The following is a 22,581-nucleotide window of genomic DNA, read 5'->3' on the forward strand; positions in this document are numbered from 1 at the left end:
AATGAAAACCCTTTATGAACAAAATCAAAATCTTCTTACCGTCATGACCGCCAGCAAACAACAAACCATCGCCGACACCGCCCGCCGCCTATTCCGCGAACATGGCTTTTCCGCCGTATCCGTAGGCAGTATCTGCGCCGAGGCCAGTGTCAGCCGCGTCACTTTTTACAAATATTACAGCGGTAAAAACGCACTCTTGCAGGAAATTGTTACCGAGCAGAAAAACCGCGTTCGTGCCGAATTTGAAAATCTGCTTGCACGGCAATGCAGCCTGCGCGAAGCCGCCGAGGCTGTGTTTTCCCTACAAAAACAATCGTTTGAAGAACTTTATTCCGCCGCTTTCCTGCGCGACATCGAAGAGAATACCGATTTGGAGCTGGAGCGGTTTTTCCACGAATTGAACGAAGAAAAATACGCTTTTATGCGCGGATTCTTCCATACTCTGCAGCAACGCCGCCTGATTCAGCCTGATTTGCCTGTGGAACTCATCGACCTGTTTATCCGTCAGGCGGATATATTGATGCGCCATCCTCAACTGACCGCGCTTTATGCCGCCGCGCCGCAAAAGTTGCCGCAAGACGTATTGGGATTGCTGCTGCACGGTTTGTCAGGGAAAGAATAGATAAAAAAGAATAGAAAAATTTTAAATATGAATATTCAGACGGCCTTTCGGTAAATAGCTACCGAAAGGCCGTCTGAAAATTAAATGGAATTATAAACCGCAGGTTTTGGGTTTGTTTGCCAAAATATTGATGACTTTGCGTTCGGCTTTTTGCGGTTCGATTTTGATTTCGCTTTCGTCTTCTTCGCTGCCGTCGGAGAAACGTTCCGGCATTTTTTCGCTGTCAAACGCTAAGTCGCCGCCGTGTTTCAGGCTTTGACCGCGTTCCAAGCCGACAAAGTCGAAAAGTTCGGTATCGGCCAAATGCGATGGAACGACGTTTTGCAGGGCGGAGAACATAGACTCGATACGACCGGGGAAACGTTTGTCCCAATCGCGCAGCATGTCGCCGATGACTTGGCGTTGCAGGTTGGGCTGAGAGCCGCAGAGGTTGCATGGGATAATTGGGAATTGCTTCATCTCGGCGTATTTGATCAAGTCCTTCTCTTTGACATACGCCAGAGGACGGATGACGATGTGTTCGCCGTTGTCGCTTACCAGTTTGGGCGGCATGGCTTTGAGTTTGCCGCCGTAAAACATATTCAGGAACATGGTGGCAAGGATGTCGTCGCGGTGGTGTCCCAAGGCGATTTTGGTGCAGCCCAATTCTTTTGCGGTGCGGTAGAGGATGCCGCGGCGCAGGCGGCTGCACAGCGAACAAGTCGTTTTGCCTTCGTCCAATACGCGCTTGACGGTGGAATAAGTGTCTTCTTCAACGATTTTGTAGGGAACGCCGATGCTTTCGAGATAGGTCGGCAATACTTCTTCAGGGAAGCCCGGCTGCTTTTGGTCGAGATTGACGGCGACCAGTTCAAAATCAATCGGCGCACTGGCTTGAAGCTGGCGCAGAATATCTAACAGGGCGTAACTGTCTTTGCCGCCTGAGAGGCAGACCATGATTTTGTCGCCCGGTTCGATCATGTTGAAATCGTTAATGGCATCGCCGACGGCATGGCGCAGGCGTTTGCTGAGTTTGTTGTTTTCTAATTCTTGCTTGGTTTTTTTGGACATGGCTGTTTGTGCTTTGAAATAATAGAAAAATTTAAGGGCGGTATTGTACCGCAAAAGAATAAAGGCCGTCTGAAAAACTGCGCTTGCTTGGTTGAAGCGGCGTTTTCAGACGGCCTGATATTTGTGCTTTATTTGATTTGAAGGGCGGTAATTTTGATTTCAACCTTCCAGTCGGGCGAAGCCAGTTTCGCCTCCACGCAGGCACGAGCCGGAGCGCGTTCAGGGGCTGTCCATGCGTCCCAGGCTTCGTTCATGGCGGCGTAGTCATTCATATCGGGCAGATAGATGGTAGCCTCCAAAATATGGGCTTTGTCGGATTGGCATTGTGCGAGCCATGAATCGATTTGCGCCAAAACGTTTTCAGTTTGCGCTTTGGCGTCGGCTTCAGGATTTTCGGGAACCATGCCGGAGAGGAAAACCAAGCCGTTGGCTACGACGGCTTCTGAATAGCGTTTGCTTGCACCAAGATAGCGGATGTCCATGTTGTCTCCTGATTTCAAAAAGAAGGTATGGTAACATTGCAGTTGTTTACGTTCCACATTTAAGAGGGGCCGTCTGAAAAGGATGGTGGGAAACAACCCATGAGTAAAGCAGAATATCCGGTTACGCAGGCAGTACGCTTTTTACGCAGTAAGAAAATCGATTTTGTCCCTTATGTTTACGCGTATGAAGAACATGGCGGTACAGCGCGTTTTGCCGAATGTACGGGCAAGCCCGAGCATCAGGTCATCAAAACAATCGTTCTGCAGGATGAGCATAAAAAAGGCTTGGTTGTTTTAATGCACGGCGACAAACATATTTCCACCCGCAATCTGGCGCGTGAACTGGGCTTGAAACACATCGAGCCGGCAACGGCGGATCAGGCGGCGAAATGGACGGGCTATTTGGTCGGCGGGACGTCGCCGTTCGGTATGAAAACTGCGTTGCCGGTTTATGTGGAAGAAAGTATTTGGGCTCTGGACGAGATTTTTATCAATGGCGGCAAGCGAGGGTTTATCGTGGGCATGAAGCCTGAAAACCTGCGGACGCTCAATCCGCAAAATGTTCATGTTGCAGTCGATTCATAAAGGATAGGAATACAGATGGAACAATTAAATTTATACGAAATCTTGGGTGTATCTCAGGATGCTGATATTAACGTTATCCGCGAGGCTTACGGTAAATTGGTGGCCAATCCGGATATTCAGAAAGATGCGGAGCGGTTTAAAGCCATCGGACAGGCGTTTGAAGTATTGTCTTATCCGGAAAAACGTCTGGCTTATGATGCGGCTATGCAGTATGAACGTCAGGAAGTCAAAGATAATAGCTTCAATGATACGGCAGCCAATCATACGGCAAACTATAATACAGGGAGCAATAATACGGCGGCGAACGTGGTCAATACGTCCAAATCCGAAGTGAAAAACTATGTTTTTATTGCCTATGTCACATATGCGTTGGGCTTGTTTATTTGGTTTACACCCGTCGTCGGTGTGATTTTGGCGTTTATCAAACGCGATGAAGCGCAAGGCAGCATTTACGCCAGCCATATTGATTATCTGATTAAGACATTTTGGGTGTCTTTGATTGGTATGGTTTTAGGGATGCTGACCATACTTATCTTAATCGGTTGGCTGATTTTGGCGGCAACCGGTGTTTGGCTCATTTATCGTGTAGTCGTCGGATTGATTAAACTGAATGAAGATAAGCCTGTTTCCACTCAAGGATGGTTTTAAAGCATGGCATATTTATTGGCAAGTATCGTTTGCAGCGTGTTGGTTTCCGTATTGCTGAAAGTGGCGCGCAAGCAAAAAATCAATATCGAGCAGGCGGTAGCAGTGAACTATATCGTTGCCGTCACTTTGACCATGCTGGTGTTAAAACCTGATTTGAGCAATCCGCAGGTATTTTTGCCGACTTGGTGGCTTTTTGCGGCCTTGGGCATCTTGTTGCCAAGCGTGTTTGTCATTATGGGCAAATCCGTCGATGCGGCAGGTATCGTCAAATCGGATGCGGCGCAACGCTTATCGCTGTTTCTGCCGATTGTCGCTTCATTCACGCTTTTCCATGAGCAGTTGACCGAAGGCCGTCTGATCGGTTTGGTATTGGCATTTACGGCACTGTTTTTCTTGCTTTGGAAAAGCGATGGCGGCAAGAAATCCGGTGGCTTCAGCACGCAAGTAATGCTGCTTTTGGGCGTTTGGTGCGGCTACGGCGTCATCGATATTTTGTTCAAGCAAGTGGCGAAAAGCGGTACCGCGTTTGCCGGTAATTTGCTGGTGGCGTTTTGTTTGGCCGGTATCTTGATGTTTGGCTACCTGTTTGCCAAAGGAAGCAAATGGACCAAAGAGGGCATAGTGGGCGGTATGATTTTAGGCTGCCTGAACTTTTTGAATATTGTTACCTACATTTCTGCACACCAAATCATGAAGGATAATCCGACATTGGTATTTGCCGGTATGAATATTGGTGTGATTGTTTTGGGTACGCTGATTGGTGCGGCAATATTTAAGGAAAAAATCAGCAGCATTAATGCAGCCGGTATCAGCATTGCTATTTGTTCGATAGCCTGCCTGTTTTACTGGCCGCAGATTCGCAGCTTACTGGGTTAAAAATACTCAGGCCGTCTGAAAGTTTTCAGACGGCCTTATTTTTATTATAAAATAGCCATTCATGCGCCGATTTGTCCGTATGGAAATTAATTTGCGCTTACGGGCGTTTCTATGTTAAACAAAGAAGTTGAACTCACACAATAATATCGATAGTTACATCATGAAACATATTAAAAAACACATTCAATGCGCCGTTCTCGGCATGCTGGTATTGTCCGGCTGTCAATCGTATCAGGAAGATCAAAGCCGTCGCAGTAAAATGGCTCAATTCGCGCTTAACCATCCCGTAGCCGCCCAAGTTATCGGCATGGAAGACGAAGGTTTAATCAATATGACCAGCAATGCCACACGCTTTGCCGAGCGTTCAGGTTTGGATGACAAAGCAAACGGCGACAGCAGGGGAACACAAGTCAATGCCGTACGCCAAGCATTGTGGCAGGCGGCGATTGCTTCCAAATTCGACAGCATTATTGCAGAAAAAGCAGGTAATGCGCGTCTGACGGATATGGAATTGCGTGAAGGTAAAGATGACTACTTCAGCCGCTACCTTGCCGACCAAGCGGTCGATCAGCGCAACAACCGTATCGGCCGCAGTATCGGCAGTGCCAAGCCTGACAGCGATATGAAAACGCTAGCGGCAAGCATTTTGTTCTACTACAACAAAGTAGGCTTATGGACGGCTTCCGAAGTGAAAAACCGTTGGCACATCAAACAGGAAAAACTTTCAGACGGCCAGTATGCCGAGGCATTGAAAAATATCGCCCAATTGGATCAAAACGGTATGACCGAACAGGAACGTAGCGGTTATAAAACCGATACGCTCAGCGAAATCAAGCGTTCGGTTAAGGCCATGCGTCAAGTCGAAGACTGATTTTAAGACTTCATCATTTAAAGGCAATTATTATGAATTTCCCTCCGCGTTATGTCTCAAACACCCGTATGCGCCGTATGCGTAAAGACGATTTTTCACGTCGCCTGATGCGCGAGCATACTTTGACAGCAGATGATTTGATCTATCCGGTTTTTGTATTGGAAGGCCAGAATCAGGAAGAGGCAGTCCCGTCCATGCCCGGTGTCAAACGCCAAAGTTTGGACAAATTGTTGTTCACTGCTGAAGAAGCATTGAAGCTCGGCATTCCTATGCTGGCTTTGTTTCCCGTGGTAACGCAAAACAAAACCGAGCTTGCAGAAGAGGCTTATAACCCTGAAGGCTTGGTACCGACAGTAGTAAGAACCCTGCGCGAGAAATTCCCAGAGTTGGGTATCATGACCGACGTTGCCTTGGACCCTTATACCATTCACGGCCAAGATGGTTTAACCGATGAAAATGGCTATGTCCTCAACGATGAAACCATTGAAGTTTTGGTAAAACAGGCTTTGTGTCATGCTGATGCAGGCGCACAAGTCATTGCCCCATCAGACATGATGGACGGACGTATTCTTGCCATCCGTGAAGCCTTAGAAGATGCTGGACATATCCATACGCGCATTATGGCGTATTCGGCAAAATATGCTTCAGCGTTCTATGGCCCGTTCCGCGATGCTGTTGGCAGCTCCGGTAATTTGGGTAAGGCAGACAAGAAAACCTACCAAATGGATCCTGCAAACACTGATGAAGCCTTGCACGAAGTAGCATTGGATATTCAAGAGGGCGCAGATATGGTCATGGTAAAACCGGGTCTGCCGTATCTGGATGTCGTCCGTCGAGTCAAAGACGAGTTTGGCGTACCGACTTACGCTTACCAAGTTTCCGGCGAATATGCCATGCTTCAGGCTGCCATTCAAAACGGCTGGTTGGATGGTGAAAAAACCATTTTGGAAAGCTTATTGGCATTCAAACGCGCCGGTGCTGATGGCATTTTGACTTACTATGCGATTGAAGCGGCAAAATTGTTGAAGAAGTAAATAAAGAAATAAATTAAAAAGCGGCAAACAGTGTTTATTCTGTTTAGCCGCTTTTTTGTATTGCTTAAGATTGGCTTAATAGAAACCGACTAAAGTTCATTTTTTTAAAATCTAAAGAGTTTTGCATAAATAAAGGCCGTCTGAAAAACAGTTTCCTGATTTTTCAGGCGGCCTTATATGATTTAAACCTTAGTGATGGCTGCAACCGCCGTGGGTTTCACGCAAAGCTTCGGCTGCTTGTTCGTCAGCGTGGTAGCTGGAACGAACCATTGCGCCGATGGCGGCATTGGTAAAGCCCAATTCGTATGCTTCTTTTTCAAAAACTTTGAATTGGTCGGGCGTTACATAGCGCAAGACGGGCAAGTGGCCGTCTGAAGGTTGCAGATATTGGCCGATGGTAATCATCTCGATATTGTTGGCACGCATATCGCGCATGATTTCGCGCACGTCCTCGTCTGTTTCACCCAGGCCGACCATGATGCCGGATTTGGTCGGGATATGCGGCATCATTTCTTTGTAGCGGCGCAGAAGGTCGAGGGAGTGCTGGTAGTTGGCACCCGGACGGGCTTTTTTATACAGGCGCGGATGGGTTTCCAAGTTGTGGTTCATCACGTCAGGCGGTGTTTCTGCCAAGATTTTCAATGCGATGTCCAAGCGGCCGCGGAAGTCGGGAACGAGGATTTCGATTTTGGTATTCGGGCTGGTTTCGCGGATGGCTTTGATGCAGTCGGCGAAGTGCTGTGCGCCACCATCGCGTAAGTCATCGCGGTCGACAGATGTAATGACGACATAGCGCAGGTTCATGGCTTTGACGGATTCGGCCAAGTGCTTAGGCTCGTCAGGATCCAGCATATTCGGGCGACCGTGGCCAACGTCGCAGAATGGGCAGCGGCGGGTACAAATATCGCCCATGATCATGAATGTGGCCGTACCCTTGGTAAAGCATTCGCTGATATTGGGACAAGATGCTTCTTCGCACACGGTATGCATTTTTTGTTCGCGAAGAATGTTTTTGATTTCAAAGAATTTTTTTCCCGGTAATTTGGCGCGGATCCATTCGGGCTTTTTCAATTTTTGTTCCAATGGAACCACTTTAATCGGAATGCGTGCAGTTTTGTCTGCGCCTTTTAGTTTGATGCCGCGTTTGGGGTCGTTTTTTACTTCTTCACTCATGGTGATGTGTTCTTTCTGTCGTTATAAAGGCCGTCTGAAAAGCTTATTGCGGCCTTTATGGCCTAAGGGCTTGTGAGTTCAGAGGGCGGTTAAAAGATGGCGTTGGGGGCGAATATTTTCAGACGGCCTTATGCCAGCTCTTTTTGTAAATACTTGGTCAGCTTGTCTGCAACTTCTGCCAAACTGGGTGCCGGAGAGACATAGTCGGCAATTTGGGTCATTTCCATACCGGCATAACCGCAGGGGTTGATGTGGGTAAACGGGCTTAAATCCATGTTCACGTTAAGCGCCAAACCGTGGTAAACGGAGCCGTCTTTGATACGCAGGCCCAGGGAAGCGATTTTACGCTCGCCGACATAAACGCCGGGGCGTTTGGGATCGGCGGCTGCCTCGATGCCGTATTCTGCCAAAGTGGCGATGATGCTGTTTTCAAGTGCGGAAACGATATGGCGCACACTGGTCTTACGGCGTTTAAAATTGATCATCGTATAGACGACTAATTGGCCGGGACCGTGATAAGTAATTTGACCGCCTCTGTCAATTTGGACAACAGGAATATCGTCGCGGATGAGGAGGTGTTCGGGTTTGCCGGCCAAGCCTTGGGTAAATACGGGCGGATGTTCGACCACCCATAATTCGTCTTCGGTATTTTCGTCACGCGAGACATTGAATGCCTTCATGGCTTCGAAAGTCGGCAGGTAATCGACCAAGCCTTTGTGCACGATTTTCATTACAACACCACTTTAACCAATTCGTGGGAAGTCAGGTCGCGGTAGATATTGTCCAACTGCTCTTGATTTTCAACATTTACATGGACTGTCGCGCCAGTATAGTTGCCTTTGCTGCTTGGGCGCGTAGTGATGTGGTGCGGCTCGGTATCGGGAGCATGTTTGCGCACGGTTTCCAAGATGGCGGATTCAAATTCCGGATGAACCGCGCCCATGACTTTTACAGGAAAGGTGCAAGGGAATTCAATTAATGATTTTTTTTCGGTTGAGTCTGTCATGGTTTACTACCTTGTTTGGTTTGCCAGGGCCGTCTGAAAAGTTTTCAGACGGCCCAAAATCCGATATATTTTATCGTAAACGTCCATATCGGGCTATTAAAAATGATGTTTTCGAAAATAGGTGCGGATAAGCTGTTTTCAAGTCTTGAAATGGAGCGCTTCAGCCCAATTTTGAGCTACATTCTGATTTAACAATGATTGAGATTATTAACTATGCCGACAAAAGACAAATATTTCGAGGAATACAGTGCGCTGGCTACCTTGCCTTTACGCGATGTCGTGGTGTATCCGCATATGGTATTGCCGCTGTTCGTCGGTCGTCCTAAATCGATTGCAGCCCTTGAGGCGGCAATGGCTAATGATGATCCGGTTTTCCTGTTGGCCCAGCTTGACCCTAATACAGAAGACCCTAAAGCTGAAGATTTGCACCAAACCGGTACGGTTGCCCAAGTTTTGCAGGTTTTGAAGCTGCCTGACGGTACCGTTAAAGTGTTGGTAGAAGGTATCCGTCGTGCGCGCGCGTTGACGATTGACGAAACAGGCGGATTGTTTTTGTCCCATGTTGAGGCGATTGATGAAAACAGCGACAAGGACAATCCCGAAATTGAGGCCTTGCGCCGTACCTTGCTGACTCAATTTGAGCAATATGCGAAATTGAACAAAAAAATCCCTGCCGAAGTCATCAGTACCATCAGCAGTATCGATGACAACAGCCGTCTTGCCGATACGATTGCCGCGCATTTGCAGCTGAAATTGGAGCAGCGTCAATATGTGCTGGAGACCGCTGGCATTGTTGAGCGTTTGGAATTTCTGCTGGCTCAGTTGGAAGCCGAACTCGACATCATGCAGGTTGAGAAACGCATCCGTGGCCGTGTAAAACGTCAAATGGAAAAATCCCAACGCGAGTATTATCTGAACGAGCAAGTGAAAGCGATTCAGAAAGAATTGGGCGAAGAAGACGAACGCGGCGAGCTGGACGCGTTGGAAGCAAAAATCAAAGAAGCAGGCATGAGCAAAGAGGCTGAAGAAAAATGTCTGTCTGAATTGAAAAAACTGAAAATGATGCCGCCGATGTCTGCGGAATCTACCGTCGTTCGCAACTATATCGATACTTTGCTTGAGTTGCCGTGGAAGAAAAAATCCCGTGTCAGCAAAGATATTGCCAAGGCTGATTTGATTTTGAATGCCGACCACTATGGTTTGGAAAAAGTCAAAGAACGTATTTTGGAATATTTGGCCGTTCAAAAACGTATGGACAAGCTCAAAGGCCCGATTTTGTGTTTGGTCGGCCCTCCGGGAGTGGGTAAAACTTCCTTGGGCGAATCGATTGCCAAAGCCACAGGCCGTCAATATGTGCGTATGGCATTAGGCGGCGTGCGTGATGAAAGCGAAATCCGCGGTCACCGCCGTACCTATATCGGCTCTATGCCGGGCAAAATCCTGCAAAACATGGCAAAAGCGGGTGTGAAAAACCCATTGTTCCTGCTTGATGAAATCGACAAAATGGGCAGCGATTTCCGTGGTGATCCGGCCAGTGCATTGCTTGAAGTGCTCGATCCTGAGCAAAACAACAAGTTCGCCGACCACTATGCCGAAGTCGATTACGATTTGAGCGATGTGATGTTTATTGCCACTTCAAACAGCTTGAATATCCCGACGCCGCTGCTTGACCGTATGGAAATCATCCGTCTGTCCGGTTACACGGAAGATGAAAAAATCAATATTGCCATGCAATACCTTGTGCCGAAACAAATGAAGCGCAATGGTGTAAAAGAGGGTGAGTTGGTGGTTGATGAAAGTGCGGTGCGCGATATTATCCGTTACTACACCCGCGAGGCCGGCGTACGTTCGCTTGATCGCGAAATTGCCAAAATCTGCCGCAAAGTAGTAATGCAGGTTACCTTGAATGAGGATAAGAAAAAAGCGTCCAAATCCAAAACAGCAAGCAAGGCCAAACCTAAGGCAATTAAAGTTACCGAGAAAAATCTGCATGACTATCTAGGCGTGCGCCGTTTCGACTATGGCGTGGCCGAAAGCGAAAACCGCATCGGTCAGGTAACCGGTCTGGCTTGGACCGAAGTCGGTGGTGAGTTGTTGACTGTTGAGGCGGTTGCCTTGCCGGGCAAAGGTACGATTCAATGTACCGGCCAACTGGGCGATGTGATGAAAGAATCAGTATCGGCCGCATGGTCGGTTGTCCGTTCCCGTGCCGAATCAGTGGGTCTGGCTCCTGATTTTTACGAGAAGAAAGACATTCACGTCCATGTGCCTGAAGGTGCGACGCCGAAAGACGGCCCGAGCGCAGGTATTGCCATGACTTTGGCGATGGTTTCTGCCTTTACCAAAATTCCGGTGCGTGCGGATGTAGCGATGACCGGCGAAATCACTTTGCGTGGCGAAGTGTTGCCGATCGGCGGTTTGAAAGAAAAACTGCTGGCTGCTTTGCGCGGCGGCATCAAGCATGTATTGATTCCGAAAGACAACGTCAAAGATTTGGAAGAAATCCCTGAAAATGTCAAAACCGGTCTGACCATCCATCCGGTCAAATGGATTGATGAAGTGTTGGCTTTGGGTCTGGAAACTCAGCCTGAGCAATGGGTTGCCGAATTAGCAGTTGCCGAGACCGTGCAAACTCCTAAGACAAAGTCAAGAACAAAAGCAACCAAGCATTAAGTTGGCCGTCTGATGTTGCAAAAAATGTGGTTTTGCCCTGAATGCCCCAAAAATAGGGCAATTCCACATTTTTTACTTGACATGATAATTTCAGAATTGCTATAAAGTGCGTATGTGCTTTGAAAGCGCTCAAGCCCCGAGTATTCGGGCATTTCATCATCTTTATACGATAGGAAGGGACTAATTGTGAACAAGTCTGAATTGATCGAAGCAATTGCTCAAGAAGCCGGCATTTCCAAATCTGCTGCGCAAAAAGCTTTGGATGCTACTACTAATGCCGTAACCAACGCATTGAAAAGCGGCGACACTGTTACTCTGGTCGGTTTCGGTACTTTCTACGTCGGCGAACGCGCCGAACGTCAAGGCCGCAACCCAAAAACTGGCGAGCCTTTGACTATTGCTGCTGCTAAAACTCCTAAATTCCGTGCCGGTAAAGCATTGAAAGACGCTCTGTAATTTAGAGTCTTTCCCTGAATGGGAATAAAAAACCGATTTGATTCGGTTTTTTATTTTGAAGGCCGTCTGAAACCTTTCAGATGGCCTTTAGTTTGTTGAGTGCATAAAAAGGCTGAAATCCTAATGATAAAAGGATTTTAGCCTTTTTAGTTTATCTTGTTACATTTGATTTTTATATTGATATACCTTATCATTAAGGGAAACAATAACAGTATTCAAAACAAACCGCACTTATCGAAAGAAGGGGCAAATAGCCATTCGTAAACAATCTTTCAAATGTGCTACACATTCATCATACTTCTCACGTTTTTTCAATAATCTATTTTTAAAACAAAAAGAAAAGAGAGACTTATGTCTGCTGTTCCTTTGTCGCGCCTGAAAAAAGGCGCAGTCGTACATATTGATTCCATTGCTCCCAATCCTGTTTTTGGTGATTTGGATACCTTGGTAACCCGTCGTCTTGCAGATTTGGGTTTTTCCAGCGGAATGCCGTTGCAAGTGATTGCAGTGGGTGGTTTTGGGAGAGGCCCGTTTGCGGTACGTTTGGGTAACCAATCTCAATTTTCCCTGCGTTCGGAAGAGGCCGGGAAGATTATGTGTCGTATCGTTGAGGCCGTTTAAGGCCGTCTGAAAGAATAAGGAAAAATGATGGAACTAAGCTATTTTGCCTTGATTGGCGCGCCAAACTGCGGCAAAACCGTTTTGTTCAACGGTTTGACCGGCTCTCATGCCAAGGTTGCCAATTATCCGGGCGTAACGGTCGATAAGCGCGAGGGTGCCTTCCTCGACGACGAGGCGGTCCGCATTATCGACCTGCCGGGCACATACAGCCTGCGCACGACCAGCCCCGACGAAGCAGTGGCAAAAGATGTAATGGTGGGCAAGATGGGCATTCCGCCCGATGCCATTATTGCCGTTGCCGACGCGACCAACCTGCGTATGACCCTGCGCATGATTTTGGAACTGAAAACGCTGGGACTGCCTATGGTGGTGTCGCTGAATTTGAGCGACGTGGCCCGCAAAAGGGGCTTGAATATCGACGCGGCCAAACTGAGCGAGTTGTTGGATGCACCTGTTTTGGAAACAGTTGCAGTGAGCGCGTCGGGCGTACAGGCTGTACGCGAAGCCGTGGCGAAGCTGCCGCGCAAACGCTCTTTCCCCGCAAACCCCGCCTCTGCCGAACGCACGCTCGATGCGCTGGATAGCGACAAACTTTATCAAGAAGTCGAATCGATTTTGGCACAAGTGGTACGCACCCAGATGACGCTGCCCGCATGGCACAAAAAACTCGACGACATCGTGCTGCACCCCGTCTGGGGCATGATTCTGCTGCTGTTCATCCTGTTTATGGTGTTCCAAGCGGTTTACACTTGGGCGGCACCGATTATGGAAGCCATCGAAGGCGGCTTTGCCGCGCTGGGCGAATGGATAGCCGCCAACATGGAGCCGGGCATCCTCAGCGACTTGCTCGTCAACGGTGTGATTGCCGGTTTGGGCAGCGTGTTGGTGTTCCTGCCTCAGATTACGATTTTGTTCGCCTTCATCCTGCTTTTAGAAGACTCAGGCTACCTGCCGCGCGCGGCGTTCTTGTTGGACAACCTCATGGCAAAAAGCGGTCTGTCGGGACGCTCGTTTATCCCGCTCCTGTCGAGTTTTGCCTGTGCCGTTCCCGCCGTGATGTCTGCGCGTACGATTAATGACCCGCGCGAACGCCTCGTGACCATCGCCGTCGCCCCGCTGCTGACCTGCTCTGCGCGGCTGCCCGTGTACGCGCTGATTATCGCCGCCGTCATTCCTAATCGTACCGTAGGTGGGATGTTCAACCTGCAAGGGCTGACACTGTTTATCCTCTATCTCGCAGGCATCCTGTCTGCCGCCTTGGCAGCGTATATCATGAAACGCTTGGCGCGTATGAAAGGCAACGTGCAACAATTCCCACTTTTGATGGAATTGCCGACTTTCCGTACGCCTAACTTTAAACACATCATGACCAGCTTGTGGGATAGGGTAAAAGCCTTCCTGAAACGCGCGGGTACCATCATTTTTGCGTTGGCCGTGGTTCTGTGGGGCTTGGTAAGCTGGCCGCAACCGCCTGAAGGCGCAACCGGTGCAGCCATCGATTACAGCTTGGCAGGTACGCTTGGTCACGCTATTCAGCCGTTGTTTGCACCTTTGGGCTTTACTTGGGAAATGTGTATTGCCATGATTCCGGGTATTGCCGCGCGTGAAGTGGTTGTCGCCGCTTTGGGTACCGTTTACGCCGTCAGCGCGTCGTCTGAAGATGCGGTACAAAACGCACTGATTCCTATCGTGCACAACAACTGGGGCTTGCCGACCGCCTTTGCCTTCTTGGCTTGGTATGTGTATGCTCCGATGTGTGCCGCGACTTTGACCGTGATTAGACGCGAAACCAAATCCACGAAAAATATGCTTATGATTACAGGCTATTTGTTCCTGATGGCTTATTTTGCCGCATTCGTGGTTTACCAAATTTCTTCAAGGATACTATCATCATGACTCAATATATTATCGTCGGCTTGATTATGCTCGCCTGCGTATTCTTCCTTTTGCGAAAATTCGTGTTCAAACCGAAAAAACGCGACTGCAGCAGCGGCTGCGGAAAATGCGGCGGTTGCGGTTAAATATGGATAACTAGAAAGAAGAAAGGTCGTCTGAAAAGAGGTTTCAGACGACCTTTTTAACGCAAACCGTTATAATAACGTCCATCCATTTACACAATACATTCATTCCATAAAGTCATGAAAACTTTGCTCCAACTCCAAAGCGCTGCACAAAATTTCGCCGACCACTATAAAAACCAAACCGACGAACGCCGTGAAAAAGACACCTTTTGGAATGAATTTTTTGCGATTTTCGGCATAGACCGCAAAAACGTCGTCCACTTCGAATATGCCGTTAAAGACCCGAGCAACAACACCCAATTTGTCGATGTCTTTTGGGAAGGCATCTTCCTGGCAGAACACAAATCCGCCAACAAAAACCTAGCTAAAGCCAAAGAACAGGCGGAGCGTTATTTGCAGGAAATCGAGCGCACCAAGCCGTCTGCCTTACCTGAATATTACGCCGTCAGCGATTTTGCCCATTTCCACCTTTATCGTCGCGAGCCTAAAGAAGGCGTAGAAAACCAATGGCAATTCCCGCTGGAAGCATTGCCCGAATACATTACGCGCGGCGTTTTTGACTTCATGTTTGGCATTGAAGCCAAAGTTCGCCAAATTCAAGAAGAAGCCAATATTCAAGCGGCGACGGCCATTGGCAGACTGCACGATGCCTTGCAGGAAGAAGGCATTTATGAAGAACACGAACTCAGGCTCTTCATCACGCGCCTGCTTTTCCTCTTTTTTGCCGACGACAGCGCCGTTTTCCAGCGCAACTACCTCTTTCAAGACTTTTTAGAAAGCTGCAAAGAGGCCGATACGCTCGGCGACAAGCTCAATCAACTCTTTGAATTTCTCAACACACCCGACCAAAAGCGCAGCAAGACCCAAAGCGAAAAATTTCAAGGTTTCGAATACGTCAACGGCGGCCTTTTCAAAGAACGCCTGCGCACTTTCGACTTCACTGCCAAGCAGCACCGCGCCTTAATCGACTGCGGCAATTTCGACTGGCGCAACATCAGTCCAGAAATCTTCGGCACGCTCTTCCAATCCGTCATGGACGCGCAAGAGCGGCGCGAAGCAGGCGCACACTACACCGAAGCCGCCAACATCGACAAAGTCATCAACGGCCTTTTTTTAGAAAACCTGCGCGCCGAATTTGAAGCCGTCAAAGCCCTCAAACGCGACAAAGCCAAAAAACTCGCCGCCTTCTACCAAAAAATCCAAAACCTGCAATTCCTCGACCCGGCCTGCGGCTGCGGCAATTTCCTTATCGTTGCCTACGACCGCATCCGCGCCCTTGAAGACGACATCATCGCCGAAGCCCTCAAAGACAAAGCAGGCGGCTTATTCGACAGCCCGTCCGTCCAATGCCGTCTGAAACAATTCCACGGTATCGAAATAGACGAATTTGCCGTCCTTATCGCCCGTACTGCCATGTGGCTCAAAAACCACCAATGCAACATCCGCACGCAAATCCGCTTCGACGGCGAAGTCGCCTGCCATACGCTGCCGCTCGAAGACGCCGCCGAAATCATCCACGCCAACAGCCTTCGGACACCTTGGCAGGCGGCAGACTACATCTTCGGCAATCCGCCCTTTATCGGCTCGACCTACCAAACCAAAGAGCAGAAAAACGACCTCGAAAGCATCTGCGGCAATATCAAAGGCTACGGCCTGTTGGATTACGTCTGCAACTGGTATGTCAAAGCCGCCGGTATCATGGCGCAGAATCCCCGCGTCCGTACGGCATTCGTCTCCACCAATTCCATCTGCCAAGGCCAGCAGGTCGAAATCCTCTGGGGCAGCCTTTTGAACCAAGGCATCGAAATCAACTTTGCCCACCGTACCTTCCAATGGACGAGCCAAGCCGCAGGCAAAGCCGCCGTCCATTGCATCATCGTCGGCTTTAGCCGCAAACCGCAAACGTCGTCTGAAAACGGCGGCGCAAACGCTTCGGCAAATCCCGCTCTGCCCAAATACCTCTACGACTATCCCGACATCAAAGGTGAACCCCAAAAACACGCCGTAGCCAACATCAATCCTTATCTGATTGATGCGCCCGATTTGATTATTGCCAAGCGCAAAACCCAAATCAGCAGGGAAAATGAAATGTGCAAAGGCAATCAACCGACCGACGGTGGCAACCTTATCCTTTCCACTGATGAAAAAGAAGCTTTGATTGCCGCCGAACCATTAGCGGAACAATACATCCGCCCCTTTATCGGCGCCGAGGAATTTATCAACGGCAAAACCCGTTGGTGCCTGTGGTTTCACGGCGTATCCGACGTCAAACGCAACCACGACCTGAAACAGATGCCCAAAGTCCAAGCCCGTATTCAGGCGGTCAAAGCCATGCGTGAAGCCAGCAGAAAAGCCGCCACGCAAAAAAAAGCGGCTACCCCGTGGCTCTTCGACGAAATCCGACAGCCTTCAGACGGCAATTATCTCGCTATTCCCGAAATATCATCGGAAACACGTCGTTTTATTCCTATTGGTTTCTTATCTTCTGAAAATATTGCCAGCAACAAACTTTATATGCTCGCAAGCAATACGCCGCTTTATCATTTTGGTATTCTCAACTCCACCATGCACAATGCTTTTATGCGTACCGTTTCAGGTCGGCTAGAAAGCCGCTATCAATACTCTGGTGGCATTGTGTACAACAACTTTCCCTTCCCAGAAAGCTGCCGTAAACCCAATAATGACGAAACTGCCTGTCAGGAAGCTTCGGGCAAAAAAGGCGAAACGCCAAGGCCGTCTGAAAACAATCCCCTCCGTTCCGCCATCGAAGCTGCCGCCCAAGCCATCCTTGACATTCGCGAGAAATACCGAGCCGATGCGCTTGCCAACGATCTGCCTCCTCCTACGCTCGCCGAACTCTATGCGCCCGACGCAGGCTATCCCGACCTCGTCAAAGCACACGCTGCCCTCGACAAAGCCGTCGATAAAGCCTACGGCTACAAAAAAGGTAAAAACACCGACGACGAGGCAGAACGCGTCGCCTTCCTATTTGACCTGTACCGAAAGGCAATAGAAAGCCAAAACACGAAGCCGCCTAAAAAAACTAAATAAAGGCAAATGGCAAACCCGGCTTGGTTTATAACCAAACCTGATTCGCCGGAAATATCGGTTTTTCCCCATCTCATTACTTCACAACAAAAAGGCCGTCTGAAAACCAAATTCCGGTTTTCAGACGGCCTCAATCATTCAAAACTTTCAACAAACCCTTATTTCAACGCTTCCAGCAGCTTCCCGTGAATTCCGCCGAAACCGCCGTTGCTCATGACCAAAATATGGTCGCCTGCTTCGGCATTTTTCACGATTTCGGCAACAAAGGCATCAAAGTCTTTGCCGACATGCAGCTTGCTGCCTAAAGGCGCGAGGGCTTCGGCGACGTCCCAGTCCACGCCGCCGGCGTAGCAGAACACTTGGTCGGCATCGTTTAAGCTTTCCGGCAGGGCGGCTTTCATCGTGCCAAGCTTCATGGTATTGGAACGCGGCTCGAGGACGGTGAGGATGCGGGCGTTTCCGACGCGCTGGCGCAGGCCTTCGATGGTGGTTTCGATGGCGGTCGGGTGGTGGGCGAAGTCGTCGTAAACAGTAATGCCGTTTACCGTGCCTTTGATTTCCATACGGCGTTTGACGTTTTTAAATGCACTCAAAGCTTCGCAGGCCGTCTGAATATCGACTCCGGCATGACGTGCGGCAGAGATAACGGCGAGGGCGTTCATACGGTTGTGTTCGCCCATCAGTTCCCAAGCGACGTGTCCGACTGTTTCGCCGTGATGGCGTACGTCAAACGAGCCGTCGGTATGGACGGTACCAACCTGCCAGCCTTGTTCGGTACCGAATTTTTCTACGGGTGTCCAGCAGCCTTTGTCCAAAGTATCTTGCAGGCTTTGCTGCTGGCCGTTGCAGACGATGAGGCCTTCAGACGGCACGGTGCGTACCAAATGATGGAATTGTGTTTGAATGGCGCCCAAATCGGCAAAAATATCGGCGTGGTCGAATTCCAGATTGTTCAAAATGGCGGTACGCGGACGGTAGTGTACGAATTTGGAGCGTTTGTCAAAAAAGGCAGTGTCGTATTCGTCGGCTTCGATAACGAAGAATGGGGATTTTGAATTAGGATCTTGGCGCGGCGTTTGCGGCAGGCGGGCAGAAACGCTGAAGTTTTCCGGTACGCCGCCAATCAGGAAGCCCGGTGCGAGTCCGGCATATTCTAAGACCCAGGCGAGCATGGAGGCTGTGGTCGTTTTGCCGTGTGTTCCGGCTACGCCGAGTACCCAGTGCTGGTGTAATACGTTTTCAGCCAGCCATTGTGGGCCGGAAATATAAGGCAGGCCTTTATTCAAAATGGCTTCAATCACATCCATGCCGCGTTTGGCAACATTACCGATAACGTAAATATCGGCTTTAAATTTGTCCAATTGAGCGGCATCAAAACCTTCGTGTACGTCTATGCCCAAGGCTTCAAGCTGGGTACTCATCGGCGGATACATCTTTGCATCGCAACCGCTGACTTTAAAACCTGCTTCTTTGGCAATAGCCGCTACGCCGCCCATAAATGTGCCGCCGATACCGATAATGTGGATGTGTTTCATGATAAGACCGTCTTGGGAATGAATTAATTTTAAAGCCGTCATTATAACGGAGTTTGGATAAAGGGGTCGTCTGAAAAGTAAAGCGGCAATAAGAATAGGGAAAAATATGGGGGATTTGATTTTAGAAGTAGGGCGTTGAGGTTTTTAAGAATGGGATTGGGTAATTTATTTTTTGGAAAGAGTTATTTGATACGGTAAAGTCGTTCATGAAGGCCAAGGGAAGCATTGCCTTGAATTCCTCCATACTTGATGGCGTGAGGTTTTCGGTAACCGGTTTATTTGGATAGACTTTAGAGAATGGGGGGGTATTCAATTAATGCCGTCTGAAAAATAAGTCCTGAACAAACCACGCTACGACTTATTTTCAGACGGCATTTGTATTCTGTGTTTTGCGATTTCTATTAAAGCGCTGCTTCCGAGCGTTCACCGGTACGGATACGGATAGCTTCTTCAACCGGATAAATAAAGATTTTACCGTCACCGATTTTGCCGGAATGCGCGGTTTCCAAGATGGCATCAACAGCTTGATCGACTTTATCGTCAGCCAATACCAATTCGATTTTTACTTTAGGCAGAAAATCGACTGCGTATTCCGCGCCACGATAAATTTCTGTGTGGCCTTTTTGGCGGCCGAAACCTTTGACTTCGCTGACGGTCATGCCGGTAATGCCGATTTCAGTTAGGATTTCGCGTACATCGTCGAGTTTGAAAGGTTTGATAATAGCTTCGATTTTTTTCATATTGAGTCTCCTTATTTGTGAAAAGGCCGTCTGAAACATTCAGACGGCCTTTGTTCCATCAAGTTCGTTCAAATTTTATTTGAGTGAACTTATTTCTTTTTCTGAGCAGGCAGGTCGGTACATACGCCCAATGCCACTTCCGCAGCCATACCGATGGATTCGCCCAGGGTTGGGTGTGGGTGGATGGTTTTACCGATATCGGCTGCATCACAGCCCATTTCAATCGCCAAGCAGACTTCGCCGATCATATCGCCACCGTTAGGACCAACGATACCGCCGCCGATGATGCGGCCGGTTTCAGCATCAAAAATCAGCTTGGTGAAACCATTGTCGCAACCGTTGGCAATCGCACGGCCGGAAGCAGCCCATGGGAAGTTGGCTTTGGTGATTTTGCGGCCGGAAGCTTTGGCAGACAACTCGGTTTCGCCAACCCATGCTACCTCAGGAGAAGTGTAGGCAACGCCCGGAATAACGCGTGCGTCGAAGTAGGCTTTGTGGCCGGCGCAGTTTTCAGCGGCAACATGGCCTTCGTGAACGGCTTTGTGTGCCAACATCGGTTGACCGACGATATCGCCGATGGCGTAGATGTGCGGCACGTTTGTACGCATTTGTTTGTCAACTTCGATGAAGCCGCGGTCAGTCACAGCAACACCGGCTTTCTCAGCGCTGATCAGTTTGCCGTTAGGCGCACGACCGGCAGCTACGAGTACGGCATCGTAACGTTGTGGCTCTTTAGGTGCATTTGCACCTTCAAAGGTAACGTAAACTCCGTCTTCTTTAGGCTCGACAGCAACAGTTTTAGTATTGATCATGATGTTGTCAAAACGGTATTCGTTTTGTTTTTGCCATACTTTAACCAAGTCGCGGTCTGCGCCTTGCATCAGGCCGTCCATCATTTCAACAACATCCAGGCGAGAACCCAGCGTGCTGTAAACCGTACCCATTTCGAGACCGATAATACCACCGCCGATGATCAACAGTTTGCCCGGCACTTCTTTCAGAGCCAAAGCACCGCTGGAGTCGATGATGCGCGGATCTTCAGGGATGAAAGGCAGTTTGGTTACGCGGCTGCCTGCTGCGATGATACAGTTTTTGAAGGCAACGATTTTTTTCTCACCGGTAGGCGTAGCTTGTTCGTACACTTCGCTGGTCGTCAGAGAAACTTCCAAGTGGTGTGGGTCCAAGAATTGGCCATCACCTTGGATAATGTCTACTTTACGGCCTTTAGCCATGCCTGCCAAACCGGTAGTCAGGCGGGAAACAACGCCGTCTTTGTAGCCGCGCAGCATGTCGATATCGAGTTCAGGCTCAGGGTATTTGATACCGTTGGCAGCCAAGTGACGTACTTCATCGATAACGGCAGCGTTGTGCAACAAGGCTTTGGAAGGGATACAGCCGACGTTCAAGCAAACGCCGCCCAAAGTTTTGTAACGTTCAACGATGGCAACTTTCAAGCCTTCATCAGCAGCGGCAAATGCAGCAGAATAACCGCCGGGGCCGCCACCCAATACGACTACGTCGTATTCGGCATCAGCAGAACCGCCGAATTGAGCAGCTTGAGGAGCAGGAGCGGCTGCTTTAGGTGCTTCTTGTGCAGGAGTGGCAGGTGCTTCGGCTTTAGGAGCAGCAGCTGCACCTTCGGCCTCAACGACAACAATCAAGCCGCCTTCGGAGATTTTGTCGCCTACTTTAACTTTAACTTCTTTGACTACGCCTGCAACTTCGGCAGGTACGTCCATAGTCGCTTTATCGGTTTCCAAAGTAATCAGGGTATCGTCCACAGCAATGGTATCGCCCACATTTACTTCAACCGCAATAATATCTACATTTTCGTGACCGCCAATGTCGGGCACTTTTAATTCAACTAAGCTCATGTCTAATCTTTCTGAATGATGTTCGGACTTCTTTTTTCAGACGGCCTGAGTAAAAAGGCCGTCTGAAAATGCTCGGATTACAGAGTAATGCGGCGGAAGTCTTTCAACAGGTTCGCCAAGAATACGGTGAAGCGCATGCCGGCAGCACCGTCGATGACACGGTGGTCAAAGGACAGGCTCAATGGGCACATCAGGCGAGGAGCAAATTCTTTGCCGTTCCAAACCGGTTTGATTTGGGATTTGCATACGCCCAAGATAGCAACTTCAGGAGCATTCACGATTGGTGTGAAGCCTGTACCGCCGATACCGCCCAAGCTGGAAATGGTAAAGCACGCACCTTGCATTTCTTGTGGTTTGAGCTTGCCTTCGCGGGCTTTTTTAGACAATTCGGTCAGCTCTTGGCTGATTTGTTTCAAGCCTTTTTGGTCCACGTCTTTGATGACTGGAACAACCAAGCCGTTTGGCGTGTCTGCTGCGAAACCGATATTGAAGTAGTTTTTCAGCACCAAGTTGTCGCCATCCAGAGAGGCGTTGAATTCAGGGAAGGCTTTCAGCGCAGCAACAGAGGCTTTGATGATGAACGCCAATGGGGACAGTTTCACGCCTTCGCGTTCCCATTCTTTGTTCAGCTGTTTGCGGAATTCTTCCAATTCGGTCATGTCCGCTTCTTCGTGTACGGTAACGTGAGGAATCACAACCCAGTTGCGAGACAGGTTTTGACCGGAGATTTTCTTAATGCGTGACAGTTCTTTAACTTCGATGCTGCCGAATTTAGAGAAGTCAACTTTAGGCCATGGCAACAAGTCCAGACCACCGCCCAAAGAGGCAGCGGCAGGTTTGCCTGCACCACTTTGCATAACGGATTTAACGAAGGCTTTAACGTCTTCGCCCATGATACGGCCTTTCAGACCGGTACCTTTGACTTGACCCAAATCTACGCCCAATTCACGCGCCAGTTTACGTGCGGAAGGACCTGCGTGAGCTTTGGCAAACGCAGCTTCGTCGATTTTGGCAGGAGCAGGTGCAGCTGGCGCAGGCGCAGCGGCTGGTGCGGGAGCAGCAGGAGCCGGAGCGGCAGCCGGTGCAGGAGCGGCAGCTTGAGCGGCAGGAGCAGGAGCAGCTGCGGCGGAACCAGCGGTTTCTACTTCGATAATGGCAGAACCTTCAGATACTTTGTCGCCAACTTTTACAAATACGGCTTTAACCACACCGGCTTCGGTACATGGTACGTCCATGGTGGCTTTGTCGGTTTCCAAAGTAATCAGG

21 protein-coding genes are annotated in these 22,581 nt (G+C 49.2%); 12 read left to right on the plus strand and 9 right to left on the minus strand.

Annotated features, from left to right (window positions below; translation table 11 throughout):
- The first annotated feature begins 1 nt into the window (after window position 1).
- The gene (locus HMPREF3047_RS07025) at window positions 2–622 is read left to right on the plus strand and encodes a TetR/AcrR family transcriptional regulator (RefSeq protein WP_070712871.1); all 621 of its coding nucleotides are present in this window, start codon (window positions 2–4) and stop codon (window positions 620–622) included.
- Between the two features lie 90 nt (window positions 623–712).
- Here the strand turns inward: HMPREF3047_RS07025 and ttcA are convergent, their stop codons facing one another.
- Together ttcA and HMPREF3047_RS07035 are read right to left on the minus strand one after the other, a co-directional pair.
- Window positions 713–1,672, minus strand: a complete 960-nt coding sequence (gene ttcA / locus HMPREF3047_RS07030; RefSeq protein WP_070712998.1) for a tRNA 2-thiocytidine(32) synthetase TtcA — start codon at window positions 1,670–1,672, stop codon at window positions 713–715.
- Window positions 1,673–1,800: 128 nt separating this feature from the next.
- Window positions 1,801–2,154 (minus strand): RidA family protein, encoded by a 354-nt coding sequence (locus tag HMPREF3047_RS07035; protein WP_003683286.1) that lies wholly within the window; start codon window positions 2,152–2,154, stop codon window positions 1,801–1,803.
- Between the two features lie 99 nt (window positions 2,155–2,253).
- On the opposite strand from HMPREF3047_RS07035, the gene ybaK reads away from it, so the two are divergent.
- The 5 genes from ybaK (at window position 2,254) to hemB (ending at window position 6,168) form a co-directional block, all read left to right on the plus strand.
- A complete protein-coding gene (ybaK, locus tag HMPREF3047_RS07040) occupies window positions 2,254–2,739 on the plus strand; it encodes a Cys-tRNA(Pro) deacylase (RefSeq protein WP_070585395.1) in 486 nt (161 codons plus the stop codon).
- Between the two features lie 15 nt (window positions 2,740–2,754).
- On the plus strand, window positions 2,755–3,387 hold the full coding sequence (locus tag HMPREF3047_RS07045; RefSeq protein WP_070712873.1) for a DnaJ domain-containing protein: 633 nt from the start codon (window positions 2,755–2,757) through the stop codon (window positions 3,385–3,387).
- Between the two features lie 3 nt (window positions 3,388–3,390).
- Entirely contained in the window at window positions 3,391–4,263 is an 873-nt protein-coding gene (locus tag HMPREF3047_RS07050; RefSeq protein ID WP_070585390.1) for a DMT family transporter, read from the plus strand.
- A gap of 160 nt (window positions 4,264–4,423) precedes the next feature.
- The gene (locus HMPREF3047_RS07055; RefSeq protein ID WP_070585388.1) at window positions 4,424–5,134 is read left to right on the plus strand and encodes a DUF6973 domain-containing protein; all 711 of its coding nucleotides are present in this window, start codon (window positions 4,424–4,426) and stop codon (window positions 5,132–5,134) included.
- Window positions 5,135–5,166: 32 nt separating this feature from the next.
- Entirely contained in the window at window positions 5,167–6,168 is a 1,002-nt protein-coding gene (gene hemB / locus HMPREF3047_RS07060; RefSeq protein WP_070585386.1) for a porphobilinogen synthase, read from the plus strand.
- A gap of 189 nt (window positions 6,169–6,357) precedes the next feature.
- Here the strand turns inward: hemB and lipA are convergent, their stop codons facing one another.
- The 3 genes from lipA to HMPREF3047_RS07075 all read right to left on the minus strand — a co-directional run bounded on the left by lipA (window position 6,358) and on the right by HMPREF3047_RS07075 (window position 8,347).
- Complete coding sequence (gene lipA, locus HMPREF3047_RS07065) at window positions 6,358–7,341, minus strand: lipoyl synthase (protein WP_049349829.1); 984 nt, start codon at window positions 7,339–7,341, stop codon at window positions 6,358–6,360.
- A 128-nt stretch (window positions 7,342–7,469) separates the two neighbouring features.
- Window positions 7,470–8,072: a lipoyl(octanoyl) transferase LipB gene (lipB, locus tag HMPREF3047_RS07070; protein ID WP_070712875.1), complete on the minus strand. Its 603-nt coding sequence runs from the start codon at window positions 8,070–8,072 to the stop codon at window positions 7,470–7,472.
- Complete coding sequence (locus tag HMPREF3047_RS07075) at window positions 8,072–8,347, minus strand: HP0495 family protein (protein ID WP_003746890.1); 276 nt, start codon at window positions 8,345–8,347, stop codon at window positions 8,072–8,074. Before HMPREF3047_RS07075 ends, lipB begins: the two co-directional genes overlap by 1 nt.
- A 213-nt stretch (window positions 8,348–8,560) precedes the next feature.
- Between HMPREF3047_RS07075 and lon the strand changes: the two genes are divergently transcribed.
- The 6 genes from lon to HMPREF3047_RS07100 all read left to right on the plus strand — a co-directional run bounded on the left by lon (window position 8,561) and on the right by HMPREF3047_RS07100 (window position 17,169).
- Window positions 8,561–11,020, plus strand: coding sequence for an endopeptidase La (gene lon, locus HMPREF3047_RS07080; RefSeq protein WP_070712876.1), 2,460 nt, complete (start codon window positions 8,561–8,563; stop codon window positions 11,018–11,020).
- Between the two features lie 186 nt (window positions 11,021–11,206).
- Window positions 11,207–11,476 (plus strand): HU family DNA-binding protein, encoded by a 270-nt coding sequence (locus HMPREF3047_RS07085; RefSeq protein ID WP_070625332.1) that lies wholly within the window; start codon window positions 11,207–11,209, stop codon window positions 11,474–11,476.
- Between the two features lie 351 nt (window positions 11,477–11,827).
- Window positions 11,828–12,097, plus strand: a complete 270-nt coding sequence (locus HMPREF3047_RS07090) for a FeoA family protein (protein WP_003746882.1) — start codon at window positions 11,828–11,830, stop codon at window positions 12,095–12,097.
- A 27-nt stretch (window positions 12,098–12,124) separates the two neighbouring features.
- Entirely contained in the window at window positions 12,125–13,993 is a 1,869-nt protein-coding gene (locus HMPREF3047_RS07095) for a ferrous iron transporter B (RefSeq protein ID WP_070712878.1), read from the plus strand.
- Window positions 13,990–14,118 carry a FeoB-associated Cys-rich membrane protein gene (locus tag HMPREF3047_RS11030; RefSeq protein WP_003683546.1) on the plus strand — a complete coding sequence of 43 codons (129 nt, stop codon included), beginning with the start codon at window positions 13,990–13,992 and terminating at the stop codon, window positions 14,116–14,118. The genes HMPREF3047_RS07095 and HMPREF3047_RS11030 overlap by 4 nt, the downstream gene beginning before the upstream one ends.
- A gap of 117 nt (window positions 14,119–14,235) precedes the next feature.
- Window positions 14,236–17,169, plus strand: a complete 2,934-nt coding sequence (locus HMPREF3047_RS07100; protein ID WP_070712880.1) for a class I SAM-dependent DNA methyltransferase — start codon at window positions 14,236–14,238, stop codon at window positions 17,167–17,169.
- Window positions 17,170–17,324: 155 nt separating this feature from the next.
- Here HMPREF3047_RS07100 and mpl read toward each other — a convergent pair whose 3' ends face one another.
- The 4 genes from mpl to aceF form a co-directional block, all read right to left on the minus strand.
- Complete coding sequence (gene mpl / locus HMPREF3047_RS07105; RefSeq protein ID WP_070712882.1) at window positions 17,325–18,701, minus strand: UDP-N-acetylmuramate:L-alanyl-gamma-D-glutamyl-meso-diaminopimelate ligase; 1,377 nt, start codon at window positions 18,699–18,701, stop codon at window positions 17,325–17,327.
- Between the two features lie 401 nt (window positions 18,702–19,102).
- A complete protein-coding gene (locus HMPREF3047_RS07110) occupies window positions 19,103–19,441 on the minus strand; it encodes a P-II family nitrogen regulator (protein WP_003683576.1) in 339 nt (112 codons plus the stop codon).
- Window positions 19,442–19,530: 89 nt separating this feature from the next.
- Entirely contained in the window at window positions 19,531–21,315 is a 1,785-nt protein-coding gene (gene lpdA / locus HMPREF3047_RS07115; RefSeq protein WP_070712884.1) for a dihydrolipoyl dehydrogenase, read from the minus strand.
- A gap of 77 nt (window positions 21,316–21,392) precedes the next feature.
- Window positions 21,393–22,581, minus strand: a 1,189-nt coding sequence (gene aceF / locus HMPREF3047_RS07120) for a dihydrolipoyllysine-residue acetyltransferase (protein ID WP_070712886.1), incomplete at its 5' end; no start/stop codon positions are given.

Source organism: Neisseria sp. HMSC075C10 (genome assembly GCF_001815615.1).
GTDB lineage: Bacteria > Pseudomonadota > Gammaproteobacteria > Burkholderiales > Neisseriaceae > Neisseria > Neisseria subflava_A.